Source organism: Bradyrhizobium valentinum (assembly GCF_001440405.1).
GTDB lineage: Bacteria > Pseudomonadota > Alphaproteobacteria > Rhizobiales > Xanthobacteraceae > Bradyrhizobium > Bradyrhizobium valentinum.
This window is the reverse complement of the sequence record NZ_LLXX01000180.1, coordinates 1-20,836: the sequence shown is the minus strand read 5'-3', so window position 1 is coordinate 20,836 and position 20,836 is coordinate 1. Positions and strand designations below refer to the sequence as shown.

At 62.4% G+C, this 20,836-nt stretch carries 17 protein-coding genes and 1 pseudogene; 10 read left to right on the top strand and 8 right to left on the bottom strand.

Annotated features, from left to right (window positions below):
* Positions 1–258: 258 nt before the first annotated feature.
* From CP49_RS33105 to CP49_RS33095, 4 genes are all read right to left on the bottom strand, one after another.
* On the bottom strand, positions 259–846 hold the full coding sequence (locus CP49_RS33105; protein ID WP_057854326.1) for a polysaccharide biosynthesis/export family protein: 588 nt from the start codon (positions 844–846) through the stop codon (positions 259–261).
* A 127-nt stretch (positions 847–973) separates the two neighbouring features.
* A complete protein-coding gene (locus tag CP49_RS33100; RefSeq protein ID WP_057854325.1) occupies positions 974–1,705 on the bottom strand; it encodes a metallophosphoesterase family protein in 732 nt (243 codons plus the stop codon).
* Between the two features lie 63 nt (positions 1,706–1,768).
* Entirely contained in the window at positions 1,769–1,921 is a 153-nt protein-coding gene (locus CP49_RS45420) for a hypothetical protein (RefSeq protein WP_156438789.1), read from the bottom strand.
* Positions 1,922–2,223: 302 nt separating this feature from the next.
* Positions 2,224–2,433 carry a hypothetical protein gene (locus CP49_RS33095; protein WP_057854324.1) on the bottom strand — a complete coding sequence of 70 codons (210 nt, stop codon included), beginning with the start codon at positions 2,431–2,433 and terminating at the stop codon, positions 2,224–2,226.
* Positions 2,434–2,471: 38 nt separating this feature from the next.
* On the opposite strand from CP49_RS33095, the gene CP49_RS33090 reads away from it, so the two are divergent.
* From CP49_RS33090 to CP49_RS33070, 5 genes are all read left to right on the top strand, one after another.
* Positions 2,472–3,236 (top strand): sugar transferase, encoded by a 765-nt coding sequence (locus CP49_RS33090; protein ID WP_057854323.1) that lies wholly within the window; start codon positions 2,472–2,474, stop codon positions 3,234–3,236.
* A 53-nt stretch (positions 3,237–3,289) separates the two neighbouring features.
* Positions 3,290–4,723: a mannose-1-phosphate guanylyltransferase/mannose-6-phosphate isomerase gene (locus CP49_RS33085; protein WP_057854353.1), complete on the top strand. Its 1,434-nt coding sequence runs from the start codon at positions 3,290–3,292 to the stop codon at positions 4,721–4,723.
* Between the two features lie 78 nt (positions 4,724–4,801).
* Complete coding sequence (locus CP49_RS33080; protein WP_057854322.1) at positions 4,802–5,590, top strand: FkbM family methyltransferase; 789 nt, start codon at positions 4,802–4,804, stop codon at positions 5,588–5,590.
* 71 nt (positions 5,591–5,661) lie between these two features.
* Positions 5,662–6,981, top strand: a complete 1,320-nt coding sequence (locus CP49_RS33075) for a UDP-glucose dehydrogenase family protein (protein ID WP_057854321.1) — start codon at positions 5,662–5,664, stop codon at positions 6,979–6,981.
* Between the two features lie 49 nt (positions 6,982–7,030).
* On the top strand, positions 7,031–8,053 hold the full coding sequence (locus tag CP49_RS33070) for an NAD-dependent epimerase (RefSeq protein ID WP_057854320.1): 1,023 nt from the start codon (positions 7,031–7,033) through the stop codon (positions 8,051–8,053).
* Here the strand turns inward: CP49_RS33070 and CP49_RS43710 are convergent.
* Positions 8,050–9,087, bottom strand: coding sequence for a helix-turn-helix domain-containing protein (locus tag CP49_RS43710; RefSeq protein ID WP_210183108.1), 1,038 nt, complete (start codon positions 9,085–9,087; stop codon positions 8,050–8,052). The genes CP49_RS33070 and CP49_RS43710 overlap by 4 nt on opposite strands.
* Before the next feature lie 58 nt (positions 9,088–9,145).
* On the opposite strand from CP49_RS43710, the gene CP49_RS33060 reads away from it, so the two are divergent.
* From CP49_RS33060 to CP49_RS33050, 3 genes are all read left to right on the top strand, one after another.
* Positions 9,146–11,122, top strand: coding sequence for a primary-amine oxidase (locus CP49_RS33060; RefSeq protein ID WP_057854318.1), 1,977 nt, complete (start codon positions 9,146–9,148; stop codon positions 11,120–11,122).
* 154 nt (positions 11,123–11,276) lie between these two features.
* On the top strand, positions 11,277–12,899 hold the full coding sequence (ggt, locus tag CP49_RS33055) for a gamma-glutamyltransferase (RefSeq protein WP_156438788.1): 1,623 nt from the start codon (positions 11,277–11,279) through the stop codon (positions 12,897–12,899).
* A 67-nt stretch (positions 12,900–12,966) separates the two neighbouring features.
* On the top strand, positions 12,967–13,773 hold the full coding sequence (locus tag CP49_RS33050; RefSeq protein WP_057854316.1) for an MBL fold metallo-hydrolase: 807 nt from the start codon (positions 12,967–12,969) through the stop codon (positions 13,771–13,773).
* 88 nt (positions 13,774–13,861) lie between these two features.
* Here the strand turns inward: CP49_RS33050 and CP49_RS33045 are convergent, their stop codons facing one another.
* The 3 genes from CP49_RS33045 to CP49_RS33035 all read right to left on the bottom strand — a co-directional run bounded on the left by CP49_RS33045 (position 13,862) and on the right by CP49_RS33035 (position 18,173).
* Entirely contained in the window at positions 13,862–14,950 is a 1,089-nt protein-coding gene (locus tag CP49_RS33045) for a 2Fe-2S iron-sulfur cluster-binding protein (RefSeq protein WP_057854315.1), read from the bottom strand.
* Positions 14,951–16,831, bottom strand: coding sequence for an ethylbenzene dehydrogenase-related protein (locus CP49_RS33040; RefSeq protein ID WP_057854314.1), 1,881 nt, complete (start codon positions 16,829–16,831; stop codon positions 14,951–14,953). It lies immediately after the preceding gene.
* A 262-nt stretch (positions 16,832–17,093) separates the two neighbouring features.
* Positions 17,094–18,173 carry a hypothetical protein gene (locus CP49_RS33035; protein ID WP_057854313.1) on the bottom strand — a complete coding sequence of 360 codons (1,080 nt, stop codon included), beginning with the start codon at positions 18,171–18,173 and terminating at the stop codon, positions 17,094–17,096.
* A 575-nt stretch (positions 18,174–18,748) separates the two neighbouring features.
* On the opposite strand from CP49_RS33035, the gene CP49_RS33030 reads away from it, so the two are divergent.
* A complete protein-coding gene (locus tag CP49_RS33030; RefSeq protein ID WP_057854352.1) occupies positions 18,749–20,458 on the top strand; it encodes a type I secretion system permease/ATPase in 1,710 nt (569 codons plus the stop codon).
* Positions 20,455–20,836, top strand: a pseudogene (locus tag CP49_RS33025) (hypothetical protein); the annotation flags it as partial. The gene CP49_RS33030 and the pseudogene CP49_RS33025, both read left to right, overlap by 4 nt.

Here is a 20,836-nt window from a genome sequence, read left to right as displayed (position 1 = left end):
AACGGGCGAAGCCCATCGCTCAGAAAATGACCGTCGACTGCGCATAAGAAAGGCAGGCCTCATACTCGGGTACGCGGGCGCAAGGTGTCGAATTGTGAGATTGAAGTGATGCGCTCGCTTGCAACGCGCCTTGCCGGAAAAAGTTTTCCTCGCGTCGCAAAATATTTCGCATTGCAAAACGCCGATTGTGACGACAGCGCAACACAAACGCCGTCATCCACGCGCGAGCGCACTCACCTCATCTACAGTTCCACGATGCTAGAAGTAACGCTCCGGAACCCGAATGTTGTCGCCCGGAAAAACCGGAACGGGCGCGTCGAGAGGATAGGTCTCTTCCGTACCGGCGCCTGCGCGGCGCAGAAAGACCTTGTTTTCGTTGGCCCGATAGGTGAATCCGCCGGCGCTCGCGACCGCATCCAGGACGGTGAGCCCATGACGATACGGGTATTCGCCGCTCTTCTTGACTTCGCCGAGGATGTAATACGGCCGATACTGTGCGATCTCGACGTTCACGCGGGGATCACGCACGATTCCCTTTGCAAGCGCCGATGCGATCGACTTTTCGAGTTGTCGCGTCGTCGCGCCTGCAGCCTTGATGTGGCCGGCGAGTGGAATCGAAACCTGACCGTTATTGTTGATTTCATATTCGCCGGTGATGTCGGGCTCGCCGTAGACCTTCAGCCTGATTCGGTCGTTCGGGCCAAGAATGTAACCCTCCGCAGATGATGCGGAGGGAGGCGTTTGTGCAGAGGTTTGAACTGAAAGACCGGCACTGATGCCGGCGATTGCAAGGACGAAAAGAAGAAAGTGAAGCGTCAGGCCGGCGCTGGACGACCGTTGCTGCATGGCTGCATCTCCGTGAGTGCACGTACAGCCGCCGATGATAAAGAAGCAAACAAGGCGAAAGAATGTGATGCGGCAGTTCCATCTGCCCAAGATGCGCGCACGCAAATCACAAGTCATTGCACGCGTGTCACAAGAACAGGATCGTCGATCCTTCGATCGCAATGCAGGTCAACGTTCCCGTCCGCCACGCACAAGTGTCGATGTTGATTCGGTTATGACGAATATCCGGATGGGGCACCGGCGTGTGACCGTGCACGATGAATCTTTCGTGATTATGCGTGGACTCCAGGAACTCGTTCCGAATCCAGATCAAATCGTTAACATCCTGTTGATCGATCGGAATTCCCGGGCGAATGCCGGCATGCACGAACAAGAAATCACCGCAACTGAACTGATTGCACAAACACTGCATGAACAATTCGTGTGCACGCGGAAACGCATCAAGAAAGCGCCGATGCAGGTCGAGAGCCGTCTCGGTCTCGTCGCGCAGCTCAATGCCGTAGGATGCAAGCGTCTGCATGCCGCCCAATGGCTGCCAATACTGCAGGATGGCCGGATCCTGAAGGAACCCTTCCATCACAGCTTCGTGGTTGCCGCGCAGACACACTGCGCGATTGGCGACGAGCCGGACCGCGAGCAGATCGATCACTGTCCTGGAGTGCGGACCGCGATCAATGTAGTCGCCGAGATAGACTTCGACCGTGCGCGCGATCGGTCTACGTTGGATGTCGTCATCGATACGTGCCGTGATCTCGCTCAACAGGTCGGCCCGACCGTGGACGTCACCGACCGCATAGATGCGCGTATCGGCGGGCGCTGAAGCGTTAACGGAGCGCGAAGGTGCCGCGGATCGGTGCATGATTTGAGATATCGACCATGGAACCGCGCGGCGGTCAATGCATGATGCGCCGAGGTGCACCCTCTAGAAGAAGATCAGATAGATCAGAATTGCGATCGTGATCCACGCAATCACGTTGCCGATCAGGATACGGTTCCTCAGCCTGCGGTCGGGCGACGATCTCGACAATTTGTCGTGATGCACCAGCGCGCGGCTATGCAGACGTTCGGCCATCATGGGCGCCTCCCCGGAATTGTTCCGTGAAGTGGACGGCTCGCGAATCGCTGCCGTCTCTATTTTCTTCCGCAGCCTTGCGATGACAGCGCCAGCGCGTGCGCGTTAACCACTGTGTCTGTCGCTAGGCTGCGCCGTATCGCATAGTGTTCGATCAACAATCTCGTTCAAAACAACGACGTGACGGCCATTTGTTGCCCGTGCGGCGCGCTGCATTTGTTCGATTGAAATGTCGAGAATCGAATGATGGATTTTGTTCCGCGATTTTCGCTAATGCATAGCAGCGTCGATTCACACGCAGCTCATTAACCGGGCAAATCGAAACTAAGCGCCTCCGAACAAAACGAAATATCGCGTCGCACAAACTGCGCGACGGATTCAGTTTCGATGTTGTGAGCGACATTTTCGCTTTCGCGCCAAATTTCGCTCAAGATTCTGGAAAGTCTTAGCGACTGCGAAAGGGCTGACGTTCGCTGCTGCGGAATCGTCACGCTCTGTCCGAGCAATTCGAGCATTCCTCGGTCACCATCCGGTTCCAGCAGAGAGGAGAGTCATGACCTCGATCGTGACAGCCAACTTCGATCGGAACAACGTCACGCCGATTCGGAGAGAACGAACCCAGATATCGGTCCGGCCTGTCGAGTTTGCCGGCGGCGGTACGTATGGTGCGTATCGAGGCCGCCGGCGTTCGCGCCGTGTCGCGCGGACTGAGCCGTCGTCGTCGATTGCAAAACGCATCTTCGATATCGCTGCGGCAAGCGGCGCAATGCTGTTCTTCGCCCCTCTCCTGATCGCGATTGCAGTGGCGATAAAGGCGACGTCGCCGGGCCCGGTGCTGTTCTATCAATACCGGTACGGCTATCGAAACCGCCGCTTCAAGATCTACAAGTTTCGCACCATGCGTAACGACGCGGGCGACGTGCGCGGCATAAGGCAGACGGTGCAGGGCGACGCGCGCGTGACGCGTGTGGGGCGAATTCTGCGAAAGACCAGCCTCGACGAAATTCCGCAACTGATCAACGTGATCAAGGGCGACATGTCGCTCGTCGGGCCCCGGCCGCATGTGCCGGGAATGCTGGCAGCGGATCTGCCCTACGAAGACCTCGTGCCATATTATTTTCAGCGCCATACGGCGCGGCCGGGCATCACCGGCCTCGCGCAGGTCAGCGGTTGCAGGGGAAGCACTGCCCAGTCCGGGCCTGCGATTTCGCGGATCGATTACGATCTCCACTACATCGAGAGATGGTCGCTGCGCCTGGATATCATGATCATCATCCGCACGATCCGGAAGGAATTCCTGTCGGGAAGCGGATTCTGATCATCCGCAACGTCAATACATCGCAAGAAGAATCGAAGGACCATGCAATGGCGATGATCGAACCGCGCGGCCGTATTGTGCCCGTTCTCCTGTCAGGCGGGGCCGGCTCGCGGCTGTGGCCGCTGTCGCGCGAGACCTATCCCAAGCAATTGCTCTCGCTGCTCGGCGAAAACACCTTGCTGCAGCAAACGGCACTGCGGGTCGACGATCGTTCGCTGTTTGACGAACCGATGGTGATCGCCAACGCCGAGCATCGGTTTGCGATCGGCGAGCAGTTGCGCGCGGTCGGCATCGATCGGCCAACCATCGTGCTCGAACCGTTCGGGAGGAATACCGCTCCCGCTGTCGCGATTGCCGCGTTGCTCGCCAGTGAGAACGATCCCGACGCCGTGATACTGGCGATGCCGGTCGACCACTGGGTGCGCGATCACGCCGCGTTTCGCGCCGCGATATCGATGGGCGTCACGGCGGCGCGGTACGGTCGCTTCGTCCTGTTCGGCGTGCGGCCTTTGTCGGCGGCAACCGGGTTCGGCTATATCCGGATGGGCGACGAGCTGGAAGCCGCGTCCCCCATTCGCAACGTTGCAAGTTTTGTCGAGAAGCCGGATCTGGTGACGGTCGAGCGGCTGCTGGCCTGCGACGAGCATGTCTGGAACAGCGGGATATTTCTGCTGCCGGCGCGCCAGTTCATCGACGAATTGGCGCATCGGGCGCCGGATGTTCTCGCCGCCTGCCGCAAGGCGCTCACCGGCGCAACGCGCGATCTCGATTTTCTTCGCCTCGATGAGCGGGCTTTCGAAGCCTGCCCGTCCATCTCGATGGACTACGCGATCATGGAAAAGACCGACAATGCGGTGGCCGTTCCCGCCACGTTCGACTGGAGCGATGTCGGAAGCTGGTCGGCGTTGTGGTCGATGGCGGAAAAGGACCAGTCAGGCAATGTGGTGATTGGCGATGCAGTGATGGAAGACACCTCCGGCTGCTACGTGCGCGGTGACGGGCAACTGGTCGCGGCGCTCGGGGTCGAGGATCTCGTCATCGCCACTTCGCCTGATGTGGTGCTGGTGACCAGCCGGAAGCGCGACCAGGATGTTGGAAAACTGGTCGAGCGTCTGAAGGCAAACGGCCATCGGTCGGCGACCCAGACCCACAGCGTCCATCGCCCCTGGGGATACTATCAGTCGATCCACGCCGGCGAACGGTTTCAGGTCAAGCGAATTACCGTCAATCCCGGCGCCAAGCTGTCGCTGCAAAAACATTATCATCGCGCCGAACATTGGGTCGTGGTGAACGGCACCGCGATCGTCACGCGCGACGACGAGGAAATCCTGCTGCGCGAGAACGAGTCGATTTTTGTGCCCTTGGGATGCATGCATCGTCTGGAGAATCCCGGAAAGGTCCCTCTCAATCTGATCGAGGTCCAGTCCGGCTCCTATCTCGGGGAGGACGACATCGTCCGTGTTCAGGATATTTATGACCGCGTCTGAGGTGCGGCTGGGGGAGGCAGAAACCGCATCAAGGACGACGCACGTCGAGATTTGCGTGCGACACGAAGGGAGGCGGCAATGAACGCAAAACAACAGGTCAAAGAGCTGGTGAAAGATGCGTTTCCTTCGGTATGGCTGCAATGGCATTTCATGCGGCGCCCCAAGTCGGCGGAGCGGGAATTGTCCTATCTCGAAAAGGTCATTCCTGATGACGCGGTGACGGTCGATGTCGGCGCCAACTGCGGCCTTTACACGCGGCGGCTGGCGCGCCTTTCCCGGCAGGTCCATGCCTTCGAGCCTTCGCAGCAGATGGCCAGGCTGTTGCGCCGAACCTCGGCGCGGAATGTGAGCGTCCACGAGATCGCGCTGTCGGATCACGACGGTGATGCCGAGTTGTACATCCCGCAAGGCGACGATGGCCTGGTTTATGGCCTTGCCTCGCTGGAGGCACGAACCGACTCATCGGCCAGGTTGGTCTCTGCCCATGTGCCGATCGCGCGGCTCGACGCGGTCATCAACCAGGATGTGGCGTTCGTGAAGATCGACGTCGAAGGCCACGAGTTGAACGTCCTGAACGGCGCCGTCGAACTTCTGGAGCGTTGCCAGCCGGTATTCCTGGTGGAGGCGGAAGACCGCCATCGCGCCGAGGCGACACGCCTGGTGTTCGAGTTCTTCCGTAACAAGTCCTATCGGGGGTTCTTCCTGAAAGACAACGACGTGATCGCCGTGGAACAGTTCGATTCCCGGAGGCTCCAGGATGCCGACGCCTTGCGACCGGACGGCGGCCGCAAGGACGGGAAGTTCTACGTCAACAACTTCTTTTTCTTCCCCCGTCATCTCGATGGTGAATCGATACTGAGCAGCTAGCGCGTCGCTTTCACTTCCATCTCCGTCGGCGCGCCTCACGGCCGCGTGCGGCTTTTCAGACAGGAACCGTAATGCATATAGCGATGATTGGCGCCGGCTATGTCGGGCTGGTGTCAGGGGCGTGTTTTTCAGATTTTGGGCATCAGGTGGTCTGTATCGATAGCAATGCAGAGAAGGTTGCGAGCCTCAACAATGGAGAGATGCCGATTCACGAGCCCGGACTTGCCGAACTGGTGGCGCGAAATGTAGGCCAAGGCCGTCTGTCATTTGCGAGCGATCTGAAATCGGCCGTATGCGAGGCGGAAGTCGTGTTCATCGCGGTAGGCACGCCGTCGCGCCGCGGCGATGGTCATGCCGATCTTTCCTATGTCTATGCGGCCGCGCGCGAGATCGCGACCGTGCTTCCGGAGCGGGCGGTGGTGGTCACCAAGTCGACGGTTCCGGTCGGGACCGGCGACGAGGTCGAGCGCATCATACGCGAAGAGAATCCGACAGCCACGGTCGCGGTCGTCTCGAATCCTGAGTTCCTGCGCGAGGGGGCGGCGATCCGCGACTTCAAGCATCCCGACCGGATCGTGATCGGAACGGATGACCCACGCGCCCGCAGCGCGATGGCCGAAGTGTACCGGCCGCTTCACCTCAACGCATCGCCGATCCTCTATACGGATCGCCGGACCGCGGAGCTGACGAAATATGCCGCCAACTCCTTCCTTGCCACCAAGATCGCCTTCATCAACGAGATCGCGGACCTTGCAGAAAAGGTCGGCGCCAATGTGCAGGAAGTCGCGCGCGGGATCGGCCTCGACAACCGGATCGGTCAGAAGTTCCTGCACGCAGGGCCGGGTTTCGGCGGATCCTGCTTTCCGAAGGATGCGATGGCGCTGATCAAGACCGGCCAGGACAATGAATCGCCGGTGCGGATCGTGGAAACGGTGGTTGCCGTCAACGACCAGCGCAAGCGGGCAATGGCGCGCAAGGTCGCGAACGCGTTCGGCGGCAATCTCCGGGGAAAATCGATCGCGGTCCTCGGCGTCACCTTCAAGCCCGATACCGACGATATGCGCGACGCGCCGTCGATTCCCCTGATCACCGCGCTGCAGGACATGGGCGCCGAGGTTCGCGTCTTCGATCCCGTCGGCATGGAGCAGGCGAAGAAGGTGTTCGAGAATGTCACCTTCTGCGAGAACGCCTACCGTTGCGCAAAAGGGTGCCACGCGCTCGTCATCGTGACTGAATGGGAGCAGTTCCGAGCGCTGGACCTCAAGGAGTTGTCCACCATCATGGCCTGCCCCGTCATCGTCGATCTGCGCAACATCTACTCTCCGGAGGAGGTGAGGCGGAACGGCTTTCTGTACTGCGGCGTTGGTCGGCCGAAATCGGTGGCCTACTGAGACACATGAGCCGCCATGACATCGGCTGGTTAAGGATGCACGGATGATAATGCCGGATCAGGCAATTCTGGTAACGGGGGCTGCGGGGTTCATCGGATTCCACGTAGCGCAGCGGTTGCTGCAGTCCGGCCATCGCGTCGTCGGGCTCGATAATCTCAATGCATATTATGATCCGCGGCTGAAGGCGGCCCGGCTCGATATCCTCCGCAACGACCCGCGCTTTCATTTCGAAAGGCTGGATGTGGCGGACCGCGTTGCGATACCGGCGCTGTTCGCGCGGTACCGGTTTCCCGTCGTCATCCATCTGGCGGCGCAAGCGGGCGTGCGCTACTCGCTGCAGGACCCGCACGCCTATGTCGACGCCAATCTGGTCGGCTTCACCAATATTCTGGAAGGATGCCGGCACAATGGCTGCCGTCATCTGCTGTTCGCGTCCTCCTCGTCCGTTTACGGGGCCAACCGGAAGCTGCCGTTCTCGGTGCATGACAACGTGGATCATCCGATCAGCCTCTATGCCGCGAGCAAGAAGGCCAACGAGTTGATGGCCCATTCGTACAGCCATCTCTATGGTATCCCCTGCACCGGCTTGCGGTTCTTCACGGTGTACGGCCCGTGGTATCGGCCCGACATGGCGCTGTTCGTGTTTGCGGACGCGATCGTCCGCGGCAATCCCGTCAAGCTGTTCAACGGGGGCCGGATGCTTCGCGACTTCACCTATGTCGACGACGTGACGGAAGCCTTGGTGCGCCTGATCGACCTTGCGCCGCAAGTTGGGCAGCCCGGGCCTGCGCTGGGCGGAATTCAGGATCCGGGATCGAGCATCGCCCCCTGGCGCATCTATAATGTCGGCAACAACAAGCCGCAGGAATTGATGCTCGTGCTCGATATTCTCGAGCAGGAGCTCGGGCGCAAGGCCAACAAGGAAATGCTTCCGATGCAGCCGGGAGACGTGCCGACGACCTATGCCGATGTCGATGATCTCGTGCGCGACGTAGGTTTCCGGCCGGCGACTCCGATCGAGGACGGCATCCGCAGGTTCGCGAGCTGGTATCGCAGCTATTGTGAGATTTAGTCGGTTGGCGAGCTGGCGCGAAAGTCCCGTGGCGTGGCGCCAAATCTGTCCTTGAACGTGCGCGTGGCATGGGCGGCATCGGCGAAGCCGCATTGATGCGCAAGTCTCGCGATCGGAACGTCCGCAAGCGAAGCCCGCCGCAGCAGGTCTTTGAACAATTCGACACGCAGATGAAGGACGTGGCGTTCGAACGTGGTTTCGCGGTCGGCGAAGATACGATGAAACGTTCGTTCCGAGACGCCGAACTCGGCGGCGAGCATCGGCGCCGATCGAACGTTACTGATATTTGTCCTCAGATGGCCGTCGATCAGGTGAAACAGATTCGGCCGGGTGAGTTGATGGTTGGCCCCAGCGGCGACGCGCAGCAGGGCCGACAGATAGGCTGCGATGTCAGGACCGGCACGCTTATCAGATGCGCTTGGCACTGAGATGGCCGCGTGCACGAAGCCCGCGATCGAACGCGCCATCGTGCCCGACAGTGGCACAGGTCTGGCGCATAAGCGCTCCGCTTCGGGGACGGCGCGCAACAAGGATGCGGCGGGCACGGTTGCGATCAGCACTTCGGCGCGTTGTTCGGGGCCGAACAGCCGATCCTCGAACGGACGCCGCGCATCGTAGAGCACGCCATATCCCGGATTGATCGTGCCCTCGTTGCCGGCTTGCACCATGGCGCTTCGCCCGCGGCGCTGGAAGTCGAACATGAATTCGTCCGAGCCGGCCCGGCTTACGAGCCTGGCGTCGCGGGTGTAGCATTGCGGGCTGCTGTCGAAACGGACGAGCCTGGCGTCGCCGATCTCGACGAACTCGAAGTGACCGCTGACGATGGTGGAGCCGAGCGGCTTGGTCTCGATATTGGCGAATGACCGGCAGATCGCTTCGGTCCAAAAGGCCTGACGCTCCGTCGGGCGGATCGGGTCGGTGGAGACGCTGATCGGCATCGTACGAACAAGATCCGGTTTGTGGACCCCCAGCGTCGCCCAGGACCGGTGGCTCTGGCAAGGGCCGAACCGGCCGGAGGTGGCAGGTTCATTCAAGACGCGGCGTCTCGACCCGCCGTAACCTGCCGTCAAATCCCGGGGAATTTGGTCCGATATGGTATGCACCAAGCCATCTGCCGGCATAGATGCCGGTCATCCGCTCGATCCGCTCAGCGAGACCGAAGTCGCGCTGGCGTCCGAAATCTTGAAGAAAGAAAAGAGGCTCGGCCCGCACGCGCGATTTTCGCATGTGCAACTCGAAGAGCCGGCCAAGTCCGACGTCCTTGGCTGGAAGTCGGCGGCCGGGCTGCCGCGGCGGGCCGCCGTCACTCTGTTCGACAGCAAGACCGGTGCGACGCATGTCGCGACGGTAGATCTCGATTCGAGGCGCGTGACGGAGTGGCTGGAGCATTCGACCAAGGCCCATCCTTACGGCCAGCCGCCGATCACGATCGAGGAGGTGTTCAAGGTCGGCGACATCGTCAAGGCCGACGCGGACTGGCGGCGTGCGATGAAGCGGCGCGGGCTCGATGACAGGGACATCGAGCTGGTTCAGGTCGACCCGTTTTCAGCCGGCTACTTCGACCGGGAGGTGGAGAAGGGCCGCAGGCTGGTCAGCGCCGTGTCCTACTGGCGTAGGGATCTCAAGGACAATGGCTATGCGCACCCGATCGAAGGCGTGGTCGCGCTGGTCGATCTGATCGAGAACAGGATTGTCCATCTGGTCGACGAGCCCGACATCATTCCGGTCCCGAAGAAATCGCGCAACTACGACCGCGCATCGATCCCGCAAACCCGCAAGGACGTGAAGCCACTGGATGTCGTGCAGAAGGACGGCCCGAACTTCACGGTCGAGGGATGGAAGGTTAATTGGCAGAACTGGTCGTTCCGCGTCGGCTGGACCGCGCGCGAAGGCCTGGTGCTGCACCAGATCTCATTTCGCGACGGTGCGCGCGAGCGGCCGATCATCTACCGGGCCAGTGTCACCGACATGATCGTTCCCTACGCCGATCCGACCGCCAACCATTTCTGGAAATGTGCGTTCGACGCCGGCGAGTACGGGCTCGGCAAGCTCGCCAACGCGCTCGAACTCGGCTGCGACTGCCTCGGCCATATCCATTATTTCGATGTGCCGGTCGCCGACGATTACGGCCAGCCCACGATCATGAAGAATGCGATCTGCCTGCACGAGGAGGATTTCGGGATCCTCTGGAAGCATTACGAATTCCGCAACGAGACCTTCGAAGTGCGGCGGTCACGGCGCCTCGTCATCTCCTTCTTCACCACTGTCGGAAACTACGATTACGGATTCTTCTGGTACTTCTACCAGGACGGCACCATTCAGCTCGAAGTCAAGCTTACCGGCATCATCCAGACGGCGGCGATCGCGCCCGGCAAGCCCTATCCGTGGGGCGGCATGGTCGCTGAGAATCTCGGTGGTCCGACCCACCAGCATTTCTTTAATGCCCGCCTGCATATGATGCTGGACGGCGACGGCAATACAGTGACGGAGCACGAATTCCGGCCGCGGCCGTGGGGCACCGACAACCCCTATGGCAACGTATTCGACACCACGTCGCGGGTTCTCTCGCGTGAGCGCGACGCGGTCCGCGAGGCCGATGGGAGGACCGGACGGTACTGGAAGATCACCAATCCCAATCAGAAGAACAGCGTCGGCGGCCCGACGGCCTACAAGCTCCTGGCGCACAGCGCGCCCGTAATGCTGGCGCAGGAGGGCTGCTACATGACCGAGCGCGGCGGCTTTGCGACCAAGCATATCTGGGTGACGCGCTACGCACCCGACGAGCGCTATGCCAGCGGCGAGTTTCCGAACCAGCATGCCGGCGGCGACGGCCTGCCGAAATACATTGCGAAAAACCGCGCAATCGAAAACCAGGATATCGTGGTCTGGCACAGTTTTGGGGCGACGCATGTCTGCCGCCCTGAGGATTTTCCGGTGATGCCGGTCGAGTACGTCGGCTTCACGCTGAAGCCGAACGGCTTCTTTGCCGAGAATCCGGCGATGGACCTGCCGCCTGACCGGAACAGCGCCAGCCGGGACAACCGGGATAAGGGTTCGTGCTGCGGCTGACGGTTCGCGCGCTCGCTTTTCATTTCTACAAAAAGGAGACTGACCATGAATCGCAGGAAGCTCCTCAAGATCGCCGGGGCCGGTTTGCGGCGCCCGCCATCGCCCAATAATCAGGCGGATCCGCGCCTGACGGCTGGCATATCGGGGGCTTGAATTGGATATTCGCACCGGCCGGCCTGTCACCCTTGCGTCAAACGGCATGGTGACGTCGCCGCATTCGCTCGCTTCCGCTGCCGGCCTCGATGTGCTTCGCGCCGGCGGCTCCGCCGTCGATGCCGCGATCGCGGCGAGCTCAGTGCTTGCGGTCATCTATCCGCACATGACCGGTCTCGGCGGCGATGCGTTCTGGCTCATTCATGACGGCGCGAGTGGCGAGATCCGTTACCTGAATGGCGGTGGCAAGGCAGCCGAGAGTGCCACGCTGGCCGCGCTCGAAGCGCGCGGGCTGAACGAGATTCCGCTTCGGGGCATCGTGCCGGCGACCCTGACGGTGCCGGGCGCGGTGGCGAGCTGGATCGAGGCGCATGGCGTCCATGGGCGGCTGCCGCTCCGGCGTGTGCTGGAAAGCGCCATTGGTTATGCGTGCGCCGGCTTTCCGGTTACCGGCCGCCTTGCAAGCTTCATCGAGATGACGCGCGACGATCTGGTGCGAGATCAAGAGGCCGCAGGGCTTTTCTTTCCCGATGGGGCGGCAGCGCAGCCGGGCACGAAGCTTGCCAACGCAAATCTAGCGCGCACACTGCAATCGATCGCGGATGACGGGTGGTCCGGCTTTTATGAAGGAGCGGTCGCGGCCGAGATGGCGCGCTTCTCGGAATCCGCGGGCGGGCTGTTCCGGCTTGCCGATTTCGGCCGGCAAAAGGCCGTCTGGGGCGAGCCCCTTGTTGGCCGCTACCGCGACGTCATGGTCTTCAACACGCCGCCGCCGACGCAGGGTTTTACCGTGCTCGAAATGTTCAACCTCCTTGAGGCCCACGAGTTGCACGACAAGGATTTTCTCGGGCCCGATCATGTCCATCTCCTGGTACAGGCCAAACAGATCGCCTACCACGACCGCGATCATGTGCTCGCCGATCCCCTGTTTGCCGATGTGCCGGTCGAGCGATTGATATCAAAGGAATACGCGCACCTGCGCGGCCGGCTGATCGACGGCACGTCCGCCTTGAAATGGGACCTGGTGCCGTCGTTCGGCAGCCTGTCCGGCGATACGGTTTATGTCGCCGCCGTCGATCGCAACGGCAATGCGGCGTCGCTGATTCAAAGCCTGTATGGGGCCTTCGGATCCTGCGTCGTTGCGGGAAACACGGGCGTCATCCTGCAAAATCGCGGCGCGTATTTCTCGCTGGATCGTAGTCACCCCAATCGCCTCGAGCCCGGCAAGATCCCGCTGCATACGCTGATTGCCTCGATGGCCAAGCGCGACGGCAAGCTGTCGAGCGTGCTCGGCTGCATGGGGGCGGATGGCCAGCCGCAGATCCAGCTCCAGCTCTATGCCGCGATGATCGATTTCGGTCTCGACATCCAGGAAGCGATCGAGATGCCGCGGTTCCTGTCCGGCCGCTTCGCGCTCGGCGAGGCGCGCGACACGCTGCATATCGAGAGCCGATTCCCCGAAGCTACGATCGATGCGCTCGCGCGGCGCGGCCACGCAATCAATCGATGGGACGCCTGGAACGAAATGGCCGGTCACGCGCACGGCATCACGATCGATCGGCGGAACGGCATGTTGAGCGGCGGTTCCGACCCGCGCAGCGACGGAGCTGCGATCGGCTACTAAGCACGAGGCTGTCATTGGCCGGCCTGTTTGTTTTGCGCTATCACTCCTCCAATTTGGAGTGACGCCGATGCCGTTATGGACCTGCGAGCAATGTGGGGCCCAGTTTCCTGAAAGCGCTGAGCCGCCGTCAGCGTGCTTGGTCTGCGAAGACGAGCGGCAATTTGTGAACTGGAAGGGTCAGGCATGGCTCACGCGCGAGGAACTAACGAAACGCTACAAGCTCGTCTGGCGTGACGATCTCGGCATTCCCGGCATCAGCATGCAGCCGGGCTTTGCGATCGGACAACGCGCACTGTTGGTGCGGGAGCCCGATGGTTGCGTGATGTGGGATTGTGTGCCGATGGTTACCCGCGAAGCCATCGACTATGTCCGCGCCCTCGGCGGCCTGAAGGCGATTGCCGTCTCGCATCCGCATTACTATGGCGCGGTTGCCGACTGGAGCGAAGCGTTCGGCGGCGTGCCGGTCTACCTGCATGGCGACGATCGCGCCTTCGTCACCCGGCCGCATCCCACCATCGTGCCGTGGAGCGGCGACAGCCACAGGCTCTCCGACGACATTCTTCTGCTGCGGACCGGCGGACATTTCGCCGGCGGCACGATCCTTCATTGGCGCGCGGGCGCGGAGGGGAGGGGTGCATTGCTCACGGGGGACGTTGCGATGGTCGCGATGGACCGCCGCTCACTCAGCTTCATGTATAGCTTTCCAAACTACATTCCGCTCAATGCCGCCGCGGTGCGCCGCATCGCAAGTGTAGTCGAGCCGCTGGTCTTCGACCGCATCTATGGCGCGTGGTGGGGCCGCAACATCGAAGGCAATGCCAGGGTGGCGTTCGAAATGTCCGTCCGGCGGTATATCGCAGCGATCTCCGGCTGAAAGTCCGCCGCGTTGTCGATCATCGCCGGGACAAGATGCGGGGGCTACTGCCCCGCAGCATGACCACCCCGGCTATTCTGCGGCCGGGCTAGCGGTTACCCACGCCGACTGCGGCTGCGCCTCGCGGCATCGGCGCCGGCTTTTGCGACGGCTGCAGCGGGATGGGTGCGCTCCTCGGCTCGTTGAGCCAGCCGGTGAGGCGCGACATCAACCCCGTCTGTTCGACCGTGCGCGCTTCCTGCACGAAGGGGTCCGTGTAGCATCGGGCGCCGCCAGCCTTCGCGATCCGCGCTACCGCATCCGTCATCGCCGGCGCGCCCGCGGTATAGACCACGTCGTCCGGCGTTAGCTTCGGCAGATGATCGGTCGGCCTGCCGCTCTGAATCGCGTGCGAGATTTGCTGCGGCTCCGACACCATCGGGATCAGGGTGACGTTGGGAAACAGCGCCAGCCGGCACAGCGCGGCATGCATGTAGAGCGAGCGGATGCTGCGGGCCTGCACGATGAAGACCATGTCGCGCTGCGGCTGCTCCATGATCGCGGCAACCGCGACCGACCACATCGGGGCGAAACCGGTGCCGCTGGCGACGAGAACGATACGGCCGGCATGGCCTTTCCTGAAAAAGGCGCGGCCGTACGGTCCCGTCAGCTTGACGCGGTGCCCGGGGCGGATTTCGCGGCCGAGCGCCGAGGATACCAGCCCGTCCGTCACCTTCCGGATGTGAAAGTGCAGCAGGCGATCGTGGGGAGGGCCTTCCAGCGGATAGGTCGGGCTGTAGGACCGTGCCGGGAATCCCTGAAACTGCAGCTTGCAATACTGGCCGGGAAGGTAATCGAGCGGCTTCGGCAGCTCCACATCGACGCCAACCACGTCGGGCGCGAGCTGAACGGTCTGCGCCACTTCCGCCGACAACGCCACCGGCTCGGGAGCGGCTTCGATCGCAATCTCGAGATCGGAGACGATTCTGGCCTGGCAGGCATGGATCATGTCGTCGCCCCGGCTGTGGCCGCCGAACACCGTGCCGTCGACGAGGCGCACGCGGCAGGCGCCGCAAATTCCGGAGCGGCAATCGTGCGGAAGATCGACGCCGTTCATCAACGCCCAATCGAGCAGAAGCTCGCCGCGATTCGCCAGAAACGGCTCGTCGTTGATCGTGACTTTGCAAATCTTTGACATTTATTCCACCTCGATACGAATGGGCCGGACGTGCCGTGTATGTCTGATCTGGCTGTGGTCGAAAGCGGCGACCCGCATGAAGACGCCGGTCTTGATCGGCACGTCAAACTGGCTGACGGTGTCGAGCCGACGTTTCACCTCGAGCGCCCAATGGCCGGAAGCCCAGCGGGCTGCACTTCGAACGTCGGCGCGGTCGCCTGAAAATTCCCCGCCCAGGATGACGCCCGGGATCACGGTGCCGGTCGGGATGCGCGCATCGGTGTCGGTCGAATAGGGCACTGAATCCTGATCGGTCATGAACCAGCGCGCGCCGTCGCTTTCGCCATGGTTGGGATCGAGATCGATATCCCCCAATGCGGCGGTGGTGGCAGCGACGACTTTGGGCAGGCGCAGCGGCGCGACCAAGCGGCTGCGGCGCGGACCACCTGACGTGTCGGCCTCGACGGTGAAATTGTCCCGGTAGCTTGCCGTTCCCGGATCGGGCGCGAAGCCGCCTTTGTACGGAACGACGTTGGCCGCTTGCATCGGGGTAGGATTCAGCGGCGGCCCGAAATGCGCGTCGTCCATCCATCCGGTCGCGCCGCTGGTGGCTTTCCACTGCCAGACATCGGCATAGCCGGTTGCCGTGTAATGCAGCCCGCGGCCGCTCATGGTGGCTGGCGCGCCGGCAACCGGCTGCGGCCCCGGATGGAAGGTTCGCCCGCCGGCCAGCGTGACATCCGACGTGGTCAGCAGCACCGAAAACTTGTCTTCGTTGTACTGATGCTCGTCGCCGAGCTGAAAGCCGGAATGCAGCAGATGCCATCCGTCACCTTCCTTGACGAGCGGCAGGTGCTTCAGCGAGCGGGTCGAATCCTGCCAGGTGAAAAGGAAATACGCATAGGTGCCGTCATGCACCGCGCGAATCTCGATTCTGGCTTCTCCCTTGCCGTCGAAGTTTCCGCCTTCTCCGGTGAGCAGCGAGAACGGCTTGACGCCGCGCCAGGCCCGATCGGACGTATCACCGTCGAGGCTTGGTGCGTCGGCGGGATTGATGCGGCGAATCTGCACGCTGTCGACCGCCAGCCGATCGGTAGCGACGATGAGCGACGCGCCCGTGATCGCGGCGGCGGCCGCGACCACGAACGCATTGGCCTGCAGGGTCGGGTTTCGCGATCGCGCAGGGCCGGCCGGCGGGCGGGGCGCCGGATCTGCTTCAGATGCTCGATCGCGGCGCATGTCTGCGCGCGGCTGCAGCGGATGGGGTACTTCGGGCGGCGCATCGAGATTTTCGGATTCCGGCGGGCGCGCCGACCGCTCGGCCAGCAGGCCCAGCAGTTCGACGGCGTCGAGCCGCGGCGGCGGCGCAGGCAGCGGGGCGGGACGAAAGATGCGCAGCAGTTGCGAAGCGCCGCCGCTCTTGTACTGGGTCAGCACATGAAGGACGACAAAGGCGAGGATCACCCAGGTCCCCACCCAATGCAGCATCGCCACGTCGTAGCCGGAGTAGAAGCCGAAATAGAGTGCGCCGCCGCTGACCAGCAGCCCAAGCATCGTGACAAAGAAAATCCAGTACATCAGGGCGATCACGGCGCTTAACCTCGCCTGCCCGCGGCCGAACAGCCCGCGCAGGCGAACCTTGTCGAGCTGGACGCGGCGCCCGAGTCCGGAGCGGACCATATAGACGATGTAGCCGATCGCCACGGCGACCAGGACGATCGCGGCCTGCATATGGGCGATCCATACGCTGTCGCGCGGCAGTACGGCATCGAACCAGTTGATCCAGGTCCGGTCAGGCGTTTCGGTCGCAATGCGTAAGCCGGTGACGAGCGCAACGGCGAAGGCTGCCACGAACGTCCAGTGTAGAATGATCGTCCCATAGTCCGTCTTACGCTGCCTCACGCATACGCCCCGCTACTTCACTTCCCGGTCAGCAACCGTTGGCGTCGTTTCCCCAACCGCCGATGTCGCTGCCGTACCAATGATGATCCCAAAGCCGCTGTTGAGGTCATCGTCTAGATCGTTTCCGGACGCAGGCCGATGAAAAGGTCTTCTGTACGCCCCGCCGCGTGAGCCGGATCGGCGAACGCGTTTCTTGATGTGATGCATTGGCCTCCAGCGCCGCGAGAGCATCCGCGACGGCTGGAGGCCGCGCCGCGCGCCGCTATCCCCACATGTGATGCAAATGATGTGCGAATTCGGGCATGTCCGAATGGCTGTGATCGACGACGATCGTGGGGGCTTCCGTCGTTACAATCGGGACCGGCACATCGCCGATCGCGATAGTGGCAACTTGCGGCGCGGCCTGGGTTTCGCTAGCGCCCGCGATGTTGATGGCCTGCTGTCCAGGCAAGTTCGGCTGGCCTTGTGCAGTCATGCTTGCCAGATTGATATCGCCCGTAACGATATCGGTGATATCGCCACTGCTGTCCTGTGCCGCACCGACAGGGACGTCCCCCTTGTTGACATGGCTGAGTTCGAGCTGGATCTGCTGCACGATCTCGTCGGCATCGTCGACGGTCAACCCAACGAACAGCTCAGGGTTTGCAGCTATCAACGCTTCCATCTCTGCTATCGCAGCATCGAGGTTCTCGTCGATCTGCGCCGTGTTCTCGGCGTCGCAAGCCTCCGCCAGATTGGTGGTCTCCGCCGAATTGGCATCTGGCGCGGTGGCCGCCGTCCTGTCAGCGCGGACACCCTCGGGCGCCGCGATTGGTTCGGTTACCCCGTTCTGCGCCGCCGGATTCGCCAGCACGGGATCGGTGTTGACGGTGTTGAGGATACTGAGATGGCTGGCGCGGAGCGCTTGTTCTGCGCCGGGCATGCCACCACCGCTCACCGAGGTGTTGGCTGCCGAGATGGCGCTCGTGATGTCGGACAAGATCGCCTGAACATGGCCGAGCGCGGCGCCGGAAAACTGGCCTGTATTGAGTTCGGCCAGCAGATTGTTCTGCACCGTGGTGAGATCGTTGGTGCGGTGTGCAGTGCTGCCAGCTCCCTGGCCGCCTTGGTCGAGGGCGTTTTGCGGCGAAGTATCCGTCGGCGGTCGAGCCATGCCGCTGAAGGTGGTGCCGAGGTCGGAGAAACTCGAACCGATCGGTCGTGTCGTCGTTGGGTTGTCCGGCAGCGTTTCCTCTGATGGCATCGTGGACGGCGAAGCCGGAGCGACCGACGGATCGACGACTTGATCGATCGGGAGATCGAGATCAACGTCGGGTTGATGTTCGTGAGCAAAGCGAGCCATTATTGTTCGTCCCCCGCTATCCCTGCAATTTCATGACGTGTGGGCACAGCCTCCCGCCGGGGAGCAGGATGTGCGCACGGTGAAGGATCATTTAGCTTCATGGCGTCTTTCGGCCGACACAGCGACCAATGCGCGCTGAAGCAAGGTGATAGACGGACGAATCCGTGACGCGCACCGCGCCGAAAAACGACGAAAATAGCACGCGCGGGGAGGTTGTTGTCAGCTTCCGTCGCACGAATCCGAAGCGTCTGCTCTCACGCGCCGGGATGTTGTTCGATCGTGCACTTCGGAGCGGCAACAAAGCAGTATTTGCCATCGTTCTACCCTCACGTGAACTCGAACAATTGGCATTCGTCGTATTCTCGCCGAAAAATGGTCTGCATCGCGCGTCATGGAGGCTTGCAGGGAGACCCGACGCTTCAAGCGGGTCAAAGGGCAGTTCAATGGGTATCGCTCAGGGTCAGGCACAGGGCCGAGCGCGGGCAGCGGCGGCGCCCCGTGCGATTTCGGGCCTGTTTTCGACGCTGGCCGCCGACGATCCCGTTGCGAACGCGATGCGCGCGAGCGGACGCCGCATGATCGGCGTCGCCGTGTTCAGCGGCGTCATCAACATCCTGATGCTGTCGGGTTCACTCTATATGCTGCAGGTGTACGACCGGGTCATCCCGAGCCGTAACCTTGCGACCCTGTTCGGTCTGTCCCTGATGGTGCTGTTTGCCTATCTGGTGCAGGGATATTTCGACGCCATGCGGTCGCGGATGCTCTGCCGGATCGCAACGCTGTTCGACGCCGGGCTGCAGACATCGATCCACTCGGCGCTCGCTACCTTGCCGCTGCGCGGGGTCAAGCCGGTCCTGATGCAGCAGCCGCTGCGCGATCTCGATCAGGTGCGCACCTTCATGTCGGGCATGGGGCCGACGGCGTTCCTGGACATGCCTTGGATCCCGGTCTTTCTGATCGGGCTGTTTCTGTTTCACCCGCTGATCGGCTTCACGGCGCTGCTCGGCACCGCGGCGATCATTGCCATGACGCTGCTGACCGAGCGGATCTCGCGCGGCTCCGCCAAGGCGGCGATGGATATGAACGCGCAGCGGCAGGTGCTGGCGGATGCGACGCAGCGCAACGCGGAAATCGTTCGGGCGCTCGGCATGACGGACCGATTGACGGCGCGCTGGTCGCAAGCCAACGAACGGTACCTGCAGGAAAACATCCGCGCGAGCGACGTCTATGCCAATCTTGGCTCGGCCGCGAAGGTGCTGCGCTACATTCTGCAATCGGGAATGCTGGGCATAGGCGCCTATCTCGTCATCGCCGACAAGGCGTCGGGCGGCATCATGATTGCGTCCTCGATCCTGATGGGACGCGCGCTCGCGCCCGTCGAAATCGCGCTGGGGACCTGGAAGCAACTGGCTTCCGCCCGCCAGGGCCTCGCCCGGCTGCGTGACATCTGCAAGGCGACCGCGCCGCCTCCGGCGCCGCCGGTCAAGCTGCCGCGTCCCTGCCGCGAACTCTCCGTGCAGAATCTTGCGGTGGCTGCGCCGGGCTTCGATATGCCGATCGTGTCTGGTGTCACGTTTTCGCTCAAGGCCGGCGCGGGGCTGGCGCTGCTCGGGGCGAGCGCGTCGGGCAAGACATCGCTCTCCAAGGCGCTGGTTGGAATCTGGCCGGCGCATCGCGGCGCCGTGCGACTAGACGGCGCGGCGCTCGATCAATGGCGCAACGAGGATCTCGGCCGGCACATCGGCTATCTTCCGCAGGATGTCGGCTTGTTCGACGGCACCGTGGCCGAGAACATCTGCCGTTTCGACGAGAATGCGACCTCCGACGCCATCCTCAAGGCCGCGCAGATCGCCGGCGTCCATGACATCATCCTGCGCCTGCCGGAAGGCTACGCGACGCGGATAGGGGCGGGCGGCATATCGTTGTCGGCTGGCCAGAAGCAGCGCGTTGGCTTGGCGCGCGCCGTGTTCGGCGACCCGTTCCTGTTGGTGCTCGATGAGCCCAACGCCAATCTGGATGCCGACGGCGAGAACGCCTTGACGCGCGCCATCTCCATCATGCGTCAGAATAAATCCATCGTCGTCGTCATCTCGCACCGCCCGAGCGCGCTCTCCGCGCTTGATATGACGATGGTGCTCTACGAGGGCAAAGCGATCGCGTTCGGCCCGAGCGAAGAGGTGTTCGCGCGCGTTCGCAACGCCAACGGCAAGGGGGCGCCGTCGCAGCCGCCGCCGCAAGCCAAGGCAGAGCAGCGCGCATCGCTTGCCGAGAGTGTTTCGTCATGAAGAATTTTGATCACGTCCATGCCGACGAAAGAGTGGTGCGGAGCCGGTTCGAAGGAACGGATGCCGAGGCGGCTGCGCCGCAAGGCCAGGCGCTGATCCTCGAACTGCAGCGATTGCGGCAGGCCTTTGAGCAGGACAATCTGCAGGACCAGCGGCCGCCGCTGCGGCATCCACCGCGCGACGAACCACGTCCGGGCGCGCGGCGTCCGGCCCGGCCGAAGCGGCGGAAAAAGGGCAAGATGAGTCGCGTGCTCGATGCGTGGCTCGGCCCTTTTGGATCGCAGTCCGACAGCCTCGATGCCGAGCCGCCGCCGGCGCGCAGTGGACGCGCGGCGCGTGAGCCGCAGTTTATGCCGCCGCCACGGACGGCCAGCCCCC

Excerpts from the sequence above, each read along its gene's own strand:
- CP49_RS33105 (WP_057854326.1), bottom strand. The coding sequence starts at position 846 with ATGCAGCAACGGTCGTCCAGCGCCGGCCTGACGCTTCACTTTCTTCTT.
- CP49_RS33100 (WP_057854325.1), bottom strand. The coding sequence starts at position 1,705 with ATGCACCGATCCGCGGCACCTTCGCGCTCCGTTAACGCTTCAGCGCCC.
- CP49_RS45420 (WP_156438789.1), bottom strand. The coding sequence starts at position 1,921 with ATGATGGCCGAACGTCTGCATAGCCGCGCGCTGGTGCATCACGACAAA.
- CP49_RS33095 (WP_057854324.1), bottom strand. The coding sequence starts at position 2,433 with ATGCTCGAATTGCTCGGACAGAGCGTGACGATTCCGCAGCAGCGAACG.
- CP49_RS33090 (WP_057854323.1), top strand. The coding sequence starts at position 2,472 with ATGACCTCGATCGTGACAGCCAACTTCGATCGGAACAACGTCACGCCG.
- CP49_RS33085 (WP_057854353.1), top strand. The coding sequence starts at position 3,290 with ATGATCGAACCGCGCGGCCGTATTGTGCCCGTTCTCCTGTCAGGCGGG.
- CP49_RS33080 (WP_057854322.1), top strand. The coding sequence starts at position 4,802 with ATGAACGCAAAACAACAGGTCAAAGAGCTGGTGAAAGATGCGTTTCCT.
- CP49_RS33075 (WP_057854321.1), top strand. The coding sequence starts at position 5,662 with ATGCATATAGCGATGATTGGCGCCGGCTATGTCGGGCTGGTGTCAGGG.
- CP49_RS33070 (WP_057854320.1), top strand. The coding sequence starts at position 7,031 with ATGCCGGATCAGGCAATTCTGGTAACGGGGGCTGCGGGGTTCATCGGA.
- CP49_RS33060 (WP_057854318.1), top strand. The coding sequence starts at position 9,146 with ATGGTATGCACCAAGCCATCTGCCGGCATAGATGCCGGTCATCCGCTC.
- CP49_RS33050 (WP_057854316.1), top strand. The coding sequence starts at position 12,967 with ATGCCGTTATGGACCTGCGAGCAATGTGGGGCCCAGTTTCCTGAAAGC.
- CP49_RS33045 (WP_057854315.1), bottom strand. The coding sequence starts at position 14,950 with ATGTCAAAGATTTGCAAAGTCACGATCAACGACGAGCCGTTTCTGGCG.
- CP49_RS33035 (WP_057854313.1), bottom strand. The coding sequence starts at position 18,173 with ATGGCTCGCTTTGCTCACGAACATCAACCCGACGTTGATCTCGATCTC.
- CP49_RS33030 (WP_057854352.1), top strand. The coding sequence starts at position 18,749 with ATGATCGGCGTCGCCGTGTTCAGCGGCGTCATCAACATCCTGATGCTG.